Annotated in this window: 12 protein-coding genes; 5 read left to right on the top strand and 7 right to left on the bottom strand. The window is 52.8% G+C overall.

Features of this window, described 5'->3' with window-relative positions; translation table 11 throughout:
• Positions 1 to 3: 3 nt before the first annotated feature.
• The 3 genes from ccsB to GH984_RS06950 all read right to left on the bottom strand — a co-directional run bounded on the left by ccsB (position 4) and on the right by GH984_RS06950 (position 3,971).
• Positions 4 to 1,170 carry a c-type cytochrome biogenesis protein CcsB gene (gene ccsB, locus GH984_RS06960; protein WP_153719482.1) on the bottom strand — a complete coding sequence of 389 codons (1,167 nt, stop codon included), beginning with the start codon at positions 1,168 to 1,170 and terminating at the stop codon, positions 4 to 6.
• Between the two features lie 4 nt (positions 1,171 to 1,174).
• Positions 1,175 to 3,238 (bottom strand): cytochrome c biogenesis protein ResB, encoded by a 2,064-nt coding sequence (locus GH984_RS06955; RefSeq protein ID WP_153719481.1) that lies wholly within the window; start codon positions 3,236 to 3,238, stop codon positions 1,175 to 1,177.
• A 91-nt stretch (positions 3,239 to 3,329) separates the two neighbouring features.
• Positions 3,330 to 3,971 carry a c-type cytochrome gene (locus GH984_RS06950; protein WP_153719480.1) on the bottom strand — a complete coding sequence of 214 codons (642 nt, stop codon included), beginning with the start codon at positions 3,969 to 3,971 and terminating at the stop codon, positions 3,330 to 3,332.
• Between the two features lie 42 nt (positions 3,972 to 4,013).
• On the opposite strand from GH984_RS06950, the gene yihA reads away from it, so the two are divergent.
• Positions 4,014 to 4,673, top strand: a complete 660-nt coding sequence (yihA, locus tag GH984_RS06945; RefSeq protein ID WP_253939152.1) for a ribosome biogenesis GTP-binding protein YihA/YsxC — start codon at positions 4,014 to 4,016, stop codon at positions 4,671 to 4,673.
• Between the two features lie 248 nt (positions 4,674 to 4,921).
• Here the strand turns inward: yihA and polA are convergent, their stop codons facing one another.
• On the bottom strand, positions 4,922 to 7,645 hold the full coding sequence (gene polA, locus GH984_RS06940; RefSeq protein WP_153719479.1) for a DNA polymerase I: 2,724 nt from the start codon (positions 7,643 to 7,645) through the stop codon (positions 4,922 to 4,924).
• Between the two features lie 99 nt (positions 7,646 to 7,744).
• Between polA and GH984_RS06935 the strand changes: the two genes are divergently transcribed.
• Positions 7,745 to 8,458 carry an LOG family protein gene (locus GH984_RS06935; RefSeq protein WP_153719478.1) on the top strand — a complete coding sequence of 238 codons (714 nt, stop codon included), beginning with the start codon at positions 7,745 to 7,747 and terminating at the stop codon, positions 8,456 to 8,458.
• A 35-nt stretch (positions 8,459 to 8,493) separates the two neighbouring features.
• Here GH984_RS06935 and uvrD read toward each other — a convergent pair whose 3' ends face one another.
• On the bottom strand, positions 8,494 to 10,656 hold the full coding sequence (gene uvrD / locus GH984_RS06930; RefSeq protein ID WP_153719477.1) for a DNA helicase II: 2,163 nt from the start codon (positions 10,654 to 10,656) through the stop codon (positions 8,494 to 8,496).
• A gap of 125 nt (positions 10,657 to 10,781) precedes the next feature.
• Positions 10,782 to 11,759: a zinc ABC transporter substrate-binding protein gene (locus GH984_RS06925; RefSeq protein WP_153719476.1), complete on the bottom strand. Its 978-nt coding sequence runs from the start codon at positions 11,757 to 11,759 to the stop codon at positions 10,782 to 10,784.
• 125 nt (positions 11,760 to 11,884) lie between these two features.
• Here GH984_RS06925 and GH984_RS06920 point away from each other — a divergent pair, with 125 nt between their 5' ends.
• The 3 genes from GH984_RS06920 to GH984_RS06910 all read left to right on the top strand — a co-directional run bounded on the left by GH984_RS06920 (position 11,885) and on the right by GH984_RS06910 (position 13,930).
• On the top strand, positions 11,885 to 12,646 hold the full coding sequence (locus tag GH984_RS06920; RefSeq protein WP_369691984.1) for an ATP-binding cassette domain-containing protein: 762 nt from the start codon (positions 11,885 to 11,887) through the stop codon (positions 12,644 to 12,646).
• Positions 12,646 to 13,437 (top strand): metal ABC transporter permease, encoded by a 792-nt coding sequence (locus GH984_RS06915; RefSeq protein ID WP_153719475.1) that lies wholly within the window; start codon positions 12,646 to 12,648, stop codon positions 13,435 to 13,437. The genes GH984_RS06920 and GH984_RS06915 overlap by 1 nt, the downstream gene beginning before the upstream one ends.
• Before the next feature lie 94 nt (positions 13,438 to 13,531).
• A complete protein-coding gene (locus tag GH984_RS06910; protein ID WP_153719474.1) occupies positions 13,532 to 13,930 on the top strand; it encodes a PAS domain-containing protein in 399 nt (132 codons plus the stop codon).
• Here the strand turns inward: GH984_RS06910 and metC are convergent.
• Positions 13,923 to 15,122, bottom strand: coding sequence for a cystathionine beta-lyase (gene metC / locus GH984_RS06905; RefSeq protein ID WP_153719473.1), 1,200 nt, complete (start codon positions 15,120 to 15,122; stop codon positions 13,923 to 13,925). The genes GH984_RS06910 and metC overlap by 8 nt on opposite strands.
• Positions 15,123 to 15,262: the final 140 nt, after the last annotated feature.

Below are 15,262 nucleotides of genomic sequence, written 5' to 3'. Positions count from 1 at the left end.
TGCTTAAAGCTCCCCGTACGAGTGGAGGCCGGATAGGAACATATTGACCCCTAAGAAGGCGAACGTCGTCACAAACAGCCCGACGATGGCCCACCAGGCCATGACCTTGCCACGCAGGCCTTTGGTAAAGCGCAAATGCAACCATGCCGCGTAGTTGAGCCATACAATGAGCGCCCAACTCTCTTTAGGATCCCAAGACCAGTAAGCGCCCCAGGCCTCCGCGGCCCACAACGCCCCGAGCACGGTTGCGACGGTGAAAAAGGCAAAACCCAGCGCAATGGCCCGGTAGCTGACATCGTCAATTTGCTTGAGGGTGGGCAGGCGCGCGGCCCATGGGCTGTCGTCTGCCACTCTAGCTCGGATTAAATACGCAACGCCCAGCATAGCGGCAATCGCAAAACAGCCATAGCCGACGAAATTGGTCGGAACATGGATTTTCATCCAATAGCTATTGAGCGCCGGCACCAGAGGTTCGATTTGATAGGCGCCACGGTCAAAGTGATACCACAACAAAAAGCCGACCGACGCAGAAATGATGAGCAGCACCCAAAAGCCCATCGTGCGCGTGCGATGCACGCCTTCGTAGTAAAGGTAAATAAGCGAGGTCATCACGGCGAACAGCACAAACACCTCGTAGAGGTTGCTTACCGGGATGTAGCCGATGCCACCCTCGTACAAATGGGTTTCATGCCAGCGCACCAACAAGCCAACCAGACCTGCGCCCGCCCCCGTCCAAGTCATTGCTGTGCCCACTTTGGAGGCAAACGCATTGCCGGTCAGCAGGCCGGCTCCATAGGCCACGGTGGCGGCAGGAAAGAGTGCGCTCATCCACATAATCGCCGACTGGCTCGATCCTAAATAGCGCAGGAAAAAATCCGCTTCGGCCGCCGCCAGCTCGGGATACCGCGAAATAGCAAAAAGGCTGACTAGGCAGACGGCACTCATGTATATCTTTGAGGCGGTCCAGTACCAACCCATCCACATCATCGTTATCCCGGTCATGATTGTGATGCCGACTTCGTAGTAATTCATCGCATCCCACAACACCGTCAAAGTCAGCACCGTGGCGACAACCATGATGGCTGCCCATAACCAGTCCTTCCAACTCAGGCGCTGAAGGTAAGACGGCTGCCGCATATCGCGGATAATTTGATCGCGAGAAACTGCCATGATGCTAATCCTTACTCGTTTGACTCACGGGGCCAAGATGTTGATCTACCGACCGTGTGAGTGATGCAAATTCTTCTTCAAACTGCTCGGGGCGACGCTGATTGACGCCACCCATCAAAACGTCTGTTGTCCCATCTGCCTTGGGAGTAATCATGGCCCAAACGCGACGATGTGACACGTAAAACAACAGGAAAATTCCAATAATTAACAGGGCCGAGCCGGTGTACACAATGCCTTTACCGGGCGAGCGGGTAATCATTAGGCCGGTTGCCTGTCGGTATTCAAAATGATCGAGCTGCAGAATAAGAGGCGCCCCGTACTCGGCCACACCAGACACCGCGTTCATCGCATCTTCAAAAAAGCGCCGGTCTGTATCTTCGATTTGCAAAGAGGCCGGTGTAACGCCACGACGATCGGCCAGCATCTCAAGGTAAATCTCAAATAGTGTCCGCTGCAGAACCGCTTGTGAGAACTCGCGCAACATCGGCGCATTCGCCGCCCCCTCGACGCGCGACTCTAAGTGCGCCTCAACCGCACCAAATCCGCCATTTAAGAGGTAGCGGATCATCTCATCAGCGGTGCGCGCTACTTGGCTCACAAGCTGTGGATTAGCGACGCCCATTTGCGTTAGCAAGGTATCTGCCGCCCGCTGCGAGGCCGCATCAACCCGATTGCGATCGTGTAAGGCCTGATGAAACTCCATAAAAAAGTCCATCGATGAGCGATCATCAACCGGGATGTGTAAATACCGAAACGGCTCGCCCTGATCTAGGCGCATGCCGTGCAGGTAATACCACTGGTCTTCTACCCGGACGGGCGCCATGTAGGTGTGGTAATAGCGCGCTTGGCCGGCCTCGTCACGCAATGTGTAGTTGAACGACGGGCCACTGTTCATAAATTCGTTGCGTGCACCGGTTCGGGTGACTGCGCGTGCGTCTGGCTGAATGTTTAACAATTGAAAATCGTCGAGCTCGAGCGTGCGTTCAACCGCACCCAGTTCAAGCTGCAAGTCCTCGAAAATACGCCCGGTGATGGGCACCTCAGTGCCTGTCCCATCAAGCAGACGGCCGGTGATTTCCATGCGCGTACCACCATCGCCAAAGCTGGCTTGATAAATCGTGTGGCCGCGATGCGTCAGCGGATGATTAACAGAAATCGTCTGACGGATGGGCTCATCTAGCTCTGGATCATGGAGCACAAGGTCGCTTTCGTAGGAGCTCGGCATACCGTTGGGGTAATGCTCGATGCGAAATTGCTCAACAAAAATCTCAAAGGGCAGCTCTTGGACCAAATACCCATCGCGCAGCTGCAAAAACACCACGCCGCTATTAGACCCTTCAGGAATGTTGACACTGCCTTGGAAAGCGCCTGTTTCTGGGGCTATCCAGCTTTCGCTTGGCACCCGAGACAGCGGCAGGTTTTCACGTTCAATGCGGACATCGCCCCGCATTTCCATTAGCTTGAGTGGCAAATTGCCATCTACCAGCCCACCGATCGCAATCACAACAACTGCCACATGGGTGAGGATGTAGCCCAAACGCATCGAGCGCCCCTGCATCCCACCAATAATGAGGCTATCGCCGCGCTGCTCGGTGCGAACCCGATAGCCATGACCCTGTAATGCGCCCATCGCAACGGCTGCTGCCGTGTCGGTATCTGCCTGAGCTTGCCAACGCTGGTGCTGACTTAAGGCTAGCAACGACTGCTCTCGAACGTGGGTACGATAGCGCGTGACTTCTCGCCACATTGCCGGCATGTGCCGTGATACACAAACGCCCGTAGAGAGAATCAGAAACCCGAGAATAAAAAGAAACCACGCCGCCGAATACACATCGTAGAGATTGAGCAGGCGGAAAACTTCAAACCAAAACGGCCCAAATTGAACGAGGTAGTCAATGTACGGCTGGTTCTGTGGCAGCACGGTGCCGATGACCGAGGCAATCGCGACGACGACCAACAGGCTAATGGCCAAATTCATCGAGCCAAGGAACTGCAACCAAATCGCACTAAGCCGTTTTTTACGACGGCTCTGTGCTTTAGCTGTGATCGACGCTGCGGTCTGAACCATGAGTGGCGGCCAGTTAGGTTACTTGATTACTGAATTCACCATAGTTGACCACAGCAAATCCGAAAAATTCTTGGCCTACATCAACCGGCGCTTACTCCGCGCCGGCTAGGTCGCGCGGATACAAGCCTCGTAAATAACTGGCAAGCGCTTGGATTTCTTCATCAGACAACTCTGCCGCGATTTCCGCCATGACAGACGCTTGCCCATAGCCAGCGCGCTCTCCACTGCGATAAAGCATCAACTGATCCATCGTGTAGGTCACTTTTTGACCGCTCAACCGCGGGTAACCGCTACCAGGGATGCCGGATCCTCCGGGGCCATGGCAGGCAACGCAAGCCGGCACGCCCCGCTCGGTAATGCCACCCATGTAGATATTACGGCCCAATTCGACCAGTTCTTCGTTTGCCTCGCCCACTTCCGGCTCAAGGCCTGCATAGTAAACGGCAAGATCCGCCATTGTTTGCTCATCTAATCCAGCGGCTTGCCCTAGCATTAGCGCATTGTTGCGCTCCCCGCTTTTATAGAAGGTAAGCTGCTCGTAGATATAGTCGGCATGTTGCCCAGCCAGGTTTGGCCATTCGTCATTGGAACTATTGCCAACAGGGCCATGACAGGCAATACAGGTGGCGGCAGCCTGTTCACCACGCGTAGGGTCTGCGTTTTCGAGCTGCGCAGCCACAGGGCCTGCGGTTAACAGAAGGGCGATGAGCGCAATCAGCGGCTTGAAGGTCATGATGGTCTTTACTCTCGAGTACAATCGCTGGAATTTATACCAATGGGCCCGCCGGGGGTCAATCGACTTAACGAACTTCTAGAGGATAACACTTTGTCCATTGACTATCGCCAAGCCCAGTTTTTGCTTTCTGCAGCTGAAATTGAGCAGCTTCCGCCAGACACGGGCCGCGAGGTTGCCTTTGCCGGTCGCTCCAACGCCGGCAAATCCAGCGCGCTCAACTGCATCACCGGCCAACGCCAGCTCGCCCGCGTCAGCAAAACGCCCGGCCGCACCCAGCAAATTAATGTTTTTCCTCTGCCGGAGAACGTGGGTGTCTCGGATAGACGCCTCATCGATTTGCCAGGATATGGTTACGCAAAGGCCCCCGCCAGCTTGCGAGCGCATTGGCAAAAAGTTCTACCGCAGTATTTAGAGTCGCGTCAGTCTTTGCAGGGTTTGGTTTTAATTATGGATGTCCGGCATCCGCTGGGGCCGCTCGATCAACAAATGCTGGAGTGGTGTGCGGCGGCAGACTTGGGTGTCCATGTTCTTTTGAGCAAAGCAGATAAGCTGCGACGCGGACCTGCCGGCAACGTGCTACAACACGTTCGCCCCGCCGTGAGTAAAATTTGTAACAAGGCGTCGATACAGCTTTTCTCGGCCGCCAATGGAGATGGGATTGATGCGGCGCGCCAACAATTAGACGTTTGGTTGGAATAATCGGTTGGGATAATCGGTTGGGATAATCGAGGCGTAAGAAATAAAAAACCCTGGGCAGCCTTGGGGTCGGCTACCCAGGGAGCTAGATTCGGCCTTGGGGGCAGGGCCGAACCCATTGGCCCGCTAGAAAGGGAGGGAATAGCGGGCCGCGCCGGGCATTGGCGCACTTACTATGACAACACTAAAGACAAAAGAGTTCACCCCTTTTCGTATAATTTTTAGTGAGCGGAGGCTTGATGCGCGGAATCTTAATGGGCGGCGTCCCAATTCTCCCCCATACCCACTTCAACCTCCAAGGGGACATCAAGGGTTGCCGCGTCTGTCATAAATGTCTGGATGCGCTCGGCGACTGCGGATGCGTGGGTGTCTTGGATTTCAAGAACGAGCTCATCATGCACCTGCATGACCATACGAGTTTCTGGTGATTCCGTTCGAATCCACTCATCGACTGCAATCATCGCGCGCTTGATGATATCGGCCGCGGTACCCTGCATCGGCGCATTGATGGCTGTCCGCTCTGCGTATTGCCGCCGCTGGTTATTACGGCTATGAATCTCGGGCAGATACAACCGCCGACCATAAACCGTCTCTACAAACCCTTGTTCATGCGCTAATTTTCGGGTTTTTTCCATAAAATCTTTGACACCGGGATAACGCTCAAAATACCGATCTACATAGGCTTGAGCCTCGCCACGCTCAATTCCCAATTGTCGGGCCAGACCCCAGGCCGACATTCCATAAATCAGCCCAAAATTAATTGCCTTAGCAGCGCGACGCTGATCAGCCGTAACGGCATCTGGTGTGCTACCGAAAACTTCTGCGGCAGTGGCGGCATGGATGTCTTGGTTTTGCGCAAAAGCGCTTTTCAGACTCTCATCGCCAGAAAGATGCGCCATGATGCGCAGTTCGACCTGCGAGTAATCGGCGGCTAATAGCAGACACCCATCGTTTGGGATGAATGCACGCCGTATCCGTCGACCCTCAGCACTTCGAATGGGGATGTTCTGAAGGTTTGGGTCGGAAGATGATAAGCGCCCCGTAGCGGCGACGGCCTGGTGATAGGAGGTGTGTACCCGTCCTGTTTTTGGGTTAATCAGGGTAGGCAGCTTCTCGGTATAAGTAGAACGCAGCTTGGAGACGCTTCGGTAATCAAGAATTAGCCGAGGTAAATCATGACCTTGCGCTGCCAGTTCTTCTAAAACGGATTCGGCCGTGGAAGGGGCTCCTTTGGGTGTCTTGGATAGGACTGGCAAGCCTTGTCGCTCATACAGAATTTCTTGGATTTGCTTGGGCGAGCCCAAATTAAATGGCCCACCAGCCATATCGTGAGCCGCTTGCTCGATCTCCTGCATTCTTTCTGCAAGCTCGCGACTTTGGACACCCAATAGTTCCGGGTCTACACGAACGCCGATGCGCTCTATGCGTGAGAGGACCGGTAGTAATGGGATCTCGATTTCCTGGTAAACCTTGCAGGGCTGGGGCTCGGACTGCAGCCGGGGCCATAAGTGCTCATGAAGCCTTAAAGTGATGTCGGCGTCTTCCGCGGCATATTCCACTGCTTGGGGCAAAGCAACCTGATCGAATGTAATTTGCTTAGCACCCTTGCCAGCTACGTCTTCGTAGCTTATTGGCTGATAATTTAGATATTTATTAGCCAGCGAATTCATGTCATGGCGGCTTGCCGTCGAGTCTAAGCAGTACGAAGCCAGCATCGTGTCATGGGCAACACCCCGAAGGCTGATGGTGTGGTTAGCCAAGACACTCATATCGTATTTCAGATTTTGCCCGACCTTCTTTTGGTTGGGATCTTCGAGTAGCGGTCTTAAGCGCTCAAGCGTTGTTTCTCGATCGAGTTGATCAGGTTGATCCGGACCGCGATGTGCAAGCGGAAGGTAGGCGGCTTCGCCGGGATTGACTGCAAACGAGACACCCACAATCTTTGCATCCATGTAATTCAAACTGTCTGTTTCTAAATCAAAAGCAAAGTATTCCGCAGCCTCCAATCGCTGTATCCACTCCTCCAGCTCCGCCTCTGTTTGGATACAGGTGTAATCACCACGTTGCGTAGTCGGTGTATCGCCCGCGGAATTGTGGGTGTCTGCGTTATGCCCCTCACTATTGCGCAGCTCGCGCAGCCAGCTGTTAAAACCAAGGTGCTGGTAGAGGTCGATGAGAGTGTGGGTGTCCGGGTTGCGCAGAATCAGCTCGTTCGGCTGTAAAGGCAGATCCAGCGAACAGTGGATGGTGGCAAGCTCACGCGAGAGGTCAAGCTCATCAATGTGGGATCGAAGGTTTTCGCCGACTTTGCCGCCAATAGCGGCGGCATTTTGCTTGATGCCGTCCAATGAACCATATTCATTCAGCCACTTAGCGGCGGTTTTAGGGCCAACCTTTGGCACCCCAGGAATATTGTCAGACGTATCGCCCACCAACGCGAGGTAGTCGATTATTCGCTCCGGCGGTACACCAAACTTGGCAATCACGCCCTCGCGATCAAGTCGCGTATTCGACATCGTATTCAACAAGGTGACAAAAGGCCCGACGAGCTGAGCCATATCCTTATCACCCGTGGAAATGATGACAGGCATATCCGCTTGGGTAGCTTGGACAGCCAAAGTACCGATCACGTCATCTGCCTCTACACCGGTGATTTCAATCAGTGGGAATCCCAGCGCTTCTACTAATTTTTTTAAAGGCTCGCGCTGCTGGGCGAGATCACTCGGCATCGATGGGCGATTAGCCTTGTATTCGGCATAAAGATCATCACGAAATGTGCGGCCTGGCGCATCGAAAACCACTGCAATTCGATCGGATTGGTGATCTTCAAGTAATCGGCGCAACATACTAACGACACCGTAGATCGCCCCCGTGGGCTCTCCGGTCGCATTGGTTAATGGGGGCAGGGCATGATAGGCCCGATAGAGATAGGACGAACCATCTACTAAAATTAAAGGCTTGGCCGAGTCAGTCATGAAATCCCCCTTAGTATGGTTGGTGCATGATAACCGGCGTTGGAAACTTAGAGAAAACTAAGAGGAAACTAAGACACCCATGGATTGTTGGATCAGAAAATGAATAAAACCAAGCTTTCATCGAGAGATGCTGATAAGTCGCTACTTACGCGTGAGTCTTGGAAGGTTTTTCAGATCATGGCGGAGTTTGTAGAGGGCTTCGAGCGACTGGCGCCCCTTAGGCCGTCTGTGAGTGTCTTTGGTTCGGCAAGAACGCCGCCCGACGATCCGTGCTATCAGGCAGCTGAAGAAACCTCGCGTCTGTTGTCCGACGCGGGGTTCGCCGTTGTGAGTGGCGGCGGGCCAGGCATTATGGAGGCGGCTAACAAAGGGGCAAGTGCGGGCAAATCGCCGAGTATTGGATTAAATATTGCTCTACCGCATGAGCAAGAACCAAATGAGTATCAAGACATCTCCCTGAAATTTCAGCACTTCTTTTCACGCAAGGTGATGTTTGTGAAGTATGCATCGGCCTATGTTGTCTTCCCAGGTGGCTTTGGCACCCTCGATGAGCTTGCAGAGATTTTAGCGCTGATCCAAACCGGTAAGTCGCGCAAAATCCCGGTCATTTTGTATGGACATGATTACTGGCGAGGGCTTGTGGATTGGTTGCAGCAAAAGATGGCTGCAGAGGGCCATATTAAGCCGTCCGATCTGTCGCTATTTGAAGTGCTTGATGAGCCACAGGCCATCGTTAATGCGATTTTTGATCACTACGAAAATCGCACCGTGGAGCCATCTGACGAAGAGCAGGAAATCCTCCTCGACTTATAATCGCCTAAAACATTAATCGCTTAAAGATGGGTCGCTTAAATACGCTCGAGTTTGGCGTAGGCGGCAACGAGCCATTTCGCGCCGGCATCATCAAAGTTGACTTGAATGCGCGCACTCGGCCCGCTGCCCTCACAATCTAATACGATACCTTCACCAAACCGGCTGTGCTGCACACGCTCACCAAGGCTAAATTCATTGGCCTCGCTTGCCCATGAATTTGCCATTGCCGAGGCGCCATTAGACACTGAAAAACGCGCTCTAACCTCTTCGATTAATTCAGGAGGTAGCTCGCGGATAAAACGAGACGGTATCCCTAAATCGTCACGACCATGCAGTCGACGTCGCTCCGCATGGGTCAAAATGAGCTGTTGCCGAGCCCGGGTGATGCCTACATAGGCGAGGCGACGTTCTTCTTCCAGGCGGCCCGGCTCTTCGGTGGACATTCGATGCGGGAACAGTCCTTCCTCCAACCCAACAATAAAAACAATAGGAAATTCAAGGCCTTTAGCCGAATGTAAGGTCATTAGCTGAACACAATCTTCCCACTCGCCGGCTTGTCCTTCGCCTGCCTCCAGCGCGGCATGCGATAAAAAGGCGGTGACGACGTCCATCCCTTCTTCAATCGTGGCATCTTGCTCAAAACTTCGCGCCGCGGTGATCAGTTCATCGAGGTTTTCGAGCCGGTCTTGCGCGCGTTCCGACTGATCTTTGGCCACATGTCCACGCAGTCCCGACTTCTGCAGCATTACCTCAAGCTGGTCAGGTAACGGTGCCGCTTCAATTTCAGCCGCTAGCTGCTCGATCAAATCGATAAAGCCACGCAAAGCGTTTGCGGCACGTGCTGGAAGCACTCCTGCTTGCTGCACCAAGCGCTGAGCAGCGGCCCATAGGCTGATCTCCTCGTTTCGCGCGGTCAGGCGAAGTGCCTCGATGGTCCGAGTGCCGATACCACGTGTCGGTGTGTTGATGATTCGCTCAAGTGCGGCGCTGTCGTCCCGATTTGAGATGAGGCGCAAGTAGGCTAATGCGTCCTTGATTTCAGCACGCTCGAAAAACCGCAAACCACCGTAAACCCGATAAGGAATTCGCCGAGCCAGCAAGGCTTCTTCAAATGTTCTTGACTGCGCATTGGAGCGGTAAAGGATCGCAAAATCACTGCGCGCGAGGCCCTGGTCCTCGGTCATTCGCAGCAATCGCTCAATCACAAATCGTGCTTCATCCTGCTCGTTAAACGCGGCGTAAACCGCGATTGGTTCGCCTTCGGCACCGTCTGTCCATAGTTTTTTACCCAGACGATCTGAGTTGCGCGAAATAAGTGCGTTTGCTGCCTCTAAGATATTGGATGTAGAGCGATAATTTTGCTCCAACCGCAAAACTTGTGTGTTGGCGTAGTCCTCGCGAAACCGTTGAAGGTTTTCAACGCGAGCACCGCGCCAGCCATAAATCGACTGATCATCATCGCCAACGATAAAGACATCTGCTTCAGGGCCCGCCAACAGCTTAAGCCATTGATATTGAATACCATTCGTATCCTGAAATTCATCAACTAGAACATGACGAAAGCGCCGTCGATAGTGGCTCAACAGCTCTAAGTGATTCTGCAATGTTTCTACGGTTCGCAGCATAAGCTCAGCAAAATCAACAACGCCTGCTATCTGGCAAGCCGATTCATAGGCTTTGTAAACCTGGGCCATCGGCCCCATGTAAGGGTCGCTAATATCTAAATCGTCCGGTCGCTCCCCCGCATCTTTCCTTGCGTTTATAAATCCTTGTAACTGCCTGACTGGCCATCGGTTTTCATCAACTTTCAGATCGCGCATCACGCGCTTTACCAGTCGCCGCTGATCTTCGCTATCAAGAATCTGAAAACTTTGCGGGAGCCCAGCCTCTTGCCAATGCATCCGCAGCAGCCGATGGCTAAGCCCATGGAAGGTGCCAACCCACATGCCAGAACTAGACAAATCGAGGAGGTGCTCAATTCGACCGCGCATTTCCGCCGCCGCTTTATTAGTAAAGGTGACCGCCAGCAGATTGAACGGCGTTGCCCCCTCCACACGCACCAGCCATGCTGCGCGATGCGTTAATACACGCGTTTTTCCACTGCCGGCTCCAGCTAGCACTAATGCCCTGCCGAGCGGGGCGGTCACAGCCTCACGTTGTGCGGCATTCAGCGGGTCGATAAGGTCAGATACATCCATCTAGGCAGTATATCAGTGAGCCCGGGCGCAGGTCCCGGGCACTGACGAACGGTTGGGGAGTCGGATCTGACGTCGGATCCGAGATGAGACGTCGGATCCGAGACACCCACTGTTTTATAAGGGCGCTAAGGCGTCAGGCAGTCAGCCAAACTCGTGCCCATCTCCTCGATCAGTGTGGGATAAAAATCAGGGCCCAACGGGATAGCTGAACCAAGCGGATCTATGACACCCATAGATGCAGCTGTCCCGTCTAGCACCGTTTCAACCATCGATTGGTTGAATTGGGGCTCTGCAAAAACACAAACAGCACCGCGCTCCGCGACAGTCTGCCGAATCTCCGCGATTCTTGCGGCGCCTGGCTCTCGTGCGTCACTCAGCGCGATTGACCCTGCCATATTCAAACCAAAGCGATATTCGAAATACTGATATGCGTCGTGGAAAACGATAAATGGCCGATCAGCAACGGGTGCCAGCGAGGCGTGGATGTCCGTGATTAGAGTATCTAACCGTGCCTGTCCTTGTTTAGCATTTTCTCGATACACCGCTGCATTCGCTGGATCAGCCGCAGCCAATATCTCGGCAATCAGACCAAGCCACACTTGTGCGTTTACCGGATCGAGCCATGCATGAGGATCCAGGCCGTCGTGGGCGTGTTCGTCATGACCGTGCTCACTGTGGGTGTCTTGGTTGTCGTCGTGTTCGTGGCCATGATCGCTGTGGGTGTCTTGGATATCATGATCATCGCCGTCGTCACGAAAGTTATGCAGTGTCAGGCCGTCGGCTCTAAGCAAACTCACGACTTGGGCTTCGCTTGAAAGATTGGCAAGCGCACGGTCCAGCCACGGGGTTAATTCGGAACCCACCCAAAAAACAATGTCAGCCTGTTCGAGGGCTGCGGCTTCAGACGGGCGAAGTGAATAACCGTGAGGAGATGCCCCAGGCCGAATCACATTGCTCGGCTCCGCTACACCCTGCATAACTTCTGCGACCAATGCATGCACTGGTGGGATGTCAGTAACCACATTGGGTGCTGCCTTACCCGTAATAGGTGCGAGTAGGCATCCAAACAGACTTGCGTAGATTAATTGGCTGATCCGCTTCATTATTTAAAGCCTCTGCTAGAGAATATAATGATTTGTAGGGCTTGCCATGATGGGCAAGCAGAGTTGAAATGTTATATCATAACGATTTCTCTCGGCAACCTATTTAATCGGGGAGCACCAACACTGTGAGCGGTCCATTAATTGAGGCAAAAGATGTATCGGTCAAGATAGGCGATCGCCGCATTCTTGATCACATCGAATTGGCAATCAATGCTAAGGAAATTGTCACCGTCGTTGGACCCAATGGATCTGGTAAATCGACACTTTTAAGAACACTTATCGGCGCAATCAAGCCAGATAAGGGCCAAATAAAGCGCCAGCATGGGCTAACGATTGGTTATGTTCCACAGAAGTTGCACATAGACCCAACACTGCCAATGACCGTTCGTCGATTCCTAAACTTGCCGCGTGCACACGATCAATCAACGATCGATTTAGCGCTCCAGCGTGCAGGAATACCAGGACGAGCAAACGACGCCATGACCGCACTATCAGGTGGGCAGTTTCAGCGAGCATTGATGGCGCGGGCATTACTCGATACACCTGACTTGCTGATGCTCGATGAGGCCGCGCAGGGTCTCGACCAAACCGGTGTGGCCGATTTTTACAAACAGATTGAAGATATCCGTAATCAACTCGGATGCGGCGTGCTAATGGTAAGTCATGACTTACATGTCGTTATGCGGGCCGCTGATCGCGTTATTTGCTTAAATCAACATATCTGCTGCCAAGGACACCCCGAAGCTGTCACCACTGATCCTGCGTATCATGCACTTTTCGGGACAGACACCGACGAGGTACTCGCTCTTTTCCGACACGATCCGCACCAACATCCGCATCAAGAGACTGAGTCAACAAAAGAGACAACAAACGAGACACCCACATAATGTTAGACGACTTCATGGTTCGGGCCGCGTTAGCGGGGATTGGGGTAATGGTTGCTGCCGCGCCGCTTGGCTGTTTTGTGGTTTGGCGGCGAATGGCCTTTTTTGGTGCCGCTACAGCGCATGCTGCCGTATTGGGTGTCGCGATATCTTTGGCATTGTCTATCTCGGTTTTTGTGGGTGTCTTAGCTGTCTGCCTAGCGATGGCGATCACCGTTACCCTCTTAGCAGGTCGTGGTTATGCGATGGACACCCTTCTTGGCGTGTTAGCGCATGCAGCGCTAGCGGTTGGATTAGTGGCTGTCTCGTTTCTCACCCATATTCGGATTGACCTAATGGCTTATCTTTTCGGCGACATCCTGGCGGTTGGACATGCAGATATCGGAGTTATTTGGGGCGGTTCTCTTCTCGTGCTCGGCATAATGATTTGGCGTTGGCAAGCCATATTATTGGCAACAGTCAGCGAAGATTTAGCTTATGCGGAGGGCTATAGACCTTTTCGTGATGAGCTTTTGTTAACCATCTCTTTAGCGATCGTTATCGCGGTAGCGATTAAAGTTGTGGGTGTCTTACTTATCGCAGCCATGCTAATTATACCCGCCGCCACCGCACGAGCATTCTCTTCAACACCAGAGCGGATGGCGGTTGGCGCCGGGCTAATCGGTACGATTGCTGTTTTAGCGGGGCTGACTGGATCTTGGTATTTGGATACGCCTGCAGGTGCCACGGTTGTCACCGCGGCCACAATACTATTTGCGCTAGTTAACATAGCCGCTCGACTGAAGCAGCATTAGTGTGGGTGTCTGGGATGTTCGATTTAGCGTAATCGCCTCAGCATGCTAGCTTGTCACTACGGTTAACACAGAGTCAGCAGCAAAGGATTAGCTCATGCACGGACCCGACTTTTCAAATGAACTCGGCTATCAACTATTTAAAGCGGCCGCGGATTACGCCTTTAACGCCATCACAATAACGACTGCGAGTGATGACGGAGGCCCGGGCGTTATCGTTTACGTCAATGAAGCGTTTACAGAAATGACCGGATACACAGCCGAAGAGGTACTCGGCCAAAACCCTGGAATGTTACAGGGTCCAAATACCGAACAAGAGGTTCTCCAGAGGCTTGGAGAGCAAATTCGGCGTGGCGAGATTTTTCATGGAGAAACAGTCAATTACCGAAAAGATGGCAGTGAGTTCATTCTGGAGTGGCAGGTTATCCCTGTCAAAACAGAGGGCAAGACAACACATCATGTCGCCATCCAACATGATATCAGTGGGGTTATTTAACCCCGGCAGCCCATTTGGCTAACGCCTGATCGAGATCTGCGATCAAATCCCGAGGGTCTTCTAGTCCGATGTGTAATCGGACCAGCGATCCTTGGTGTCGGGAATCTTCTATCGACCGCAAGCCAGTCAAATCACACGGAAGCGCAAGACTCTCAAAACCGCCCCATGAGGCGCCAATGCCAAAGAGTTTGAGATGATCAACAAAGCCAGAAACATGGCGATTATTTTTTTTGCTGTCAGCTAGCTCGATGGTAAAAAGTCCAGCCGCACCCTCAAATTGACTATGCCAGAGATCGTGATCGGGGCTGGAAGGCAGCGGCGGATACAAGACACCCACAATTTCATCATGACCTTCAAGCCACTGTGCCACCGCTAATGCGCGTTGTGCATGAGCCGGATAACGAATGTGCAGCGTCCGCGCGCCTCTCAGCACCAATGCACAATCGTCAGCAGAAACTGCCATTCCCAGCAGACCAACAGTTTCGTTCAGAGATGCGAGGGTTTTTTCATTGGCTGTCACAGATCCCATTAAGACATCAGAATGCCCACCGAGATATTTTGTGCCCGCAACGATTGATAGGTCTGCGCCATGCTCTAACGGTCGATAGCAAAAACCTGAAGACCATGTGTTATCACAAGCAATAACGATATCGGGTCTGTCTTTTATGGCTGCTGCAACCAAAGATACATCTTGTAACTCCATGGTCACCGATCCGGGAGATTCGGTGTAAATCATGCGTGTATTGGGCTTTACCAGCGCTCCCAGATCTGGCTCCCGCGGACTATAAAACCGAAACTGAATTTGCCGATCCGCCAGAAACCGATTTAGTAGGGCTCGGACGGGTGCATAAACCGTATCAACCACCAGTACATCGTCACCTGGTTTTAAAAACCCGAGAAAAACAGCCGCAATCGCCTCTAAACCGGAGCTGAATAACTTTGTTCCGGCGCCATTTTCGAGATGACTAATCAGCGTCTCCAGCGCGAAGCTCGTTGGCGTCCCTCTAACGCCGTAAATAAACGATTGCTCGCCCCTAACCGCTTGAGATCGCGCCTGATTCATCGCTTCTAGCGTTTCAAAATCTACCGTTGACGCTCTTACTACCGGCGGATTAACCGGACGTCGCCCATCTTGATAAGGCGGACGGGCTAGATGAACAATGTGGGTGTCTCGGTTTAAGGGGCGCTTCATAAGAAATCCTGATAAATGCCACCAAAGGTATTGCTAAGGTTACCTTAGCTAGCCAACCCTACGCAGGGAGGGCTGATCTAGGGTTGCGGTAAGATGTAGACTTGCGGAGTTCATGGGTGTCTTAGATCACTTTCTTAGAT

It is taken from the genome of Spiribacter salilacus (assembly GCF_009649225.1).
In the GTDB taxonomy this organism is placed as follows: domain Bacteria; phylum Pseudomonadota; class Gammaproteobacteria; order Nitrococcales; family Nitrococcaceae; genus Spiribacter; species Spiribacter salilacus.
Note: the sequence above shows the minus strand (reverse complement) of the source record. Positions and strands in the feature narration are given on the sequence as shown.

Excerpts from the sequence above, each read along its gene's own strand:
- GH984_RS06925 (WP_153719476.1), bottom strand. The coding sequence starts at position 11,759 with ATGAAGCGGATCAGCCAATTAATCTACGCAAGTCTGTTTGGATGCCTA.
- polA (WP_153719479.1), bottom strand. The coding sequence starts at position 7,645 with ATGACTGACTCGGCCAAGCCTTTAATTTTAGTAGATGGTTCGTCCTAT.
- GH984_RS06950 (WP_153719480.1), bottom strand. The coding sequence starts at position 3,971 with ATGACCTTCAAGCCGCTGATTGCGCTCATCGCCCTTCTGTTAACCGCA.
- ccsB (WP_153719482.1), bottom strand. The coding sequence starts at position 1,170 with ATGGCAGTTTCTCGCGATCAAATTATCCGCGATATGCGGCAGCCGTCT.
- GH984_RS06935 (WP_153719478.1), top strand. The coding sequence starts at position 7,745 with ATGAATAAAACCAAGCTTTCATCGAGAGATGCTGATAAGTCGCTACTT.
- metC (WP_153719473.1), bottom strand. The coding sequence starts at position 15,122 with ATGAAGCGCCCCTTAAACCGAGACACCCACATTGTTCATCTAGCCCGT.
- uvrD (WP_153719477.1), bottom strand. The coding sequence starts at position 10,656 with ATGGATGTATCTGACCTTATCGACCCGCTGAATGCCGCACAACGTGAG.
- GH984_RS06915 (WP_153719475.1), top strand. The coding sequence starts at position 12,646 with ATGTTAGACGACTTCATGGTTCGGGCCGCGTTAGCGGGGATTGGGGTA.
- yihA (WP_253939152.1), top strand. The coding sequence starts at position 4,014 with ATGGGCCCGCCGGGGGTCAATCGACTTAACGAACTTCTAGAGGATAAC.
- GH984_RS06910 (WP_153719474.1), top strand. The coding sequence starts at position 13,532 with ATGCACGGACCCGACTTTTCAAATGAACTCGGCTATCAACTATTTAAA.
- GH984_RS06955 (WP_153719481.1), bottom strand. The coding sequence starts at position 3,238 with ATGGTTCAGACCGCAGCGTCGATCACAGCTAAAGCACAGAGCCGTCGT.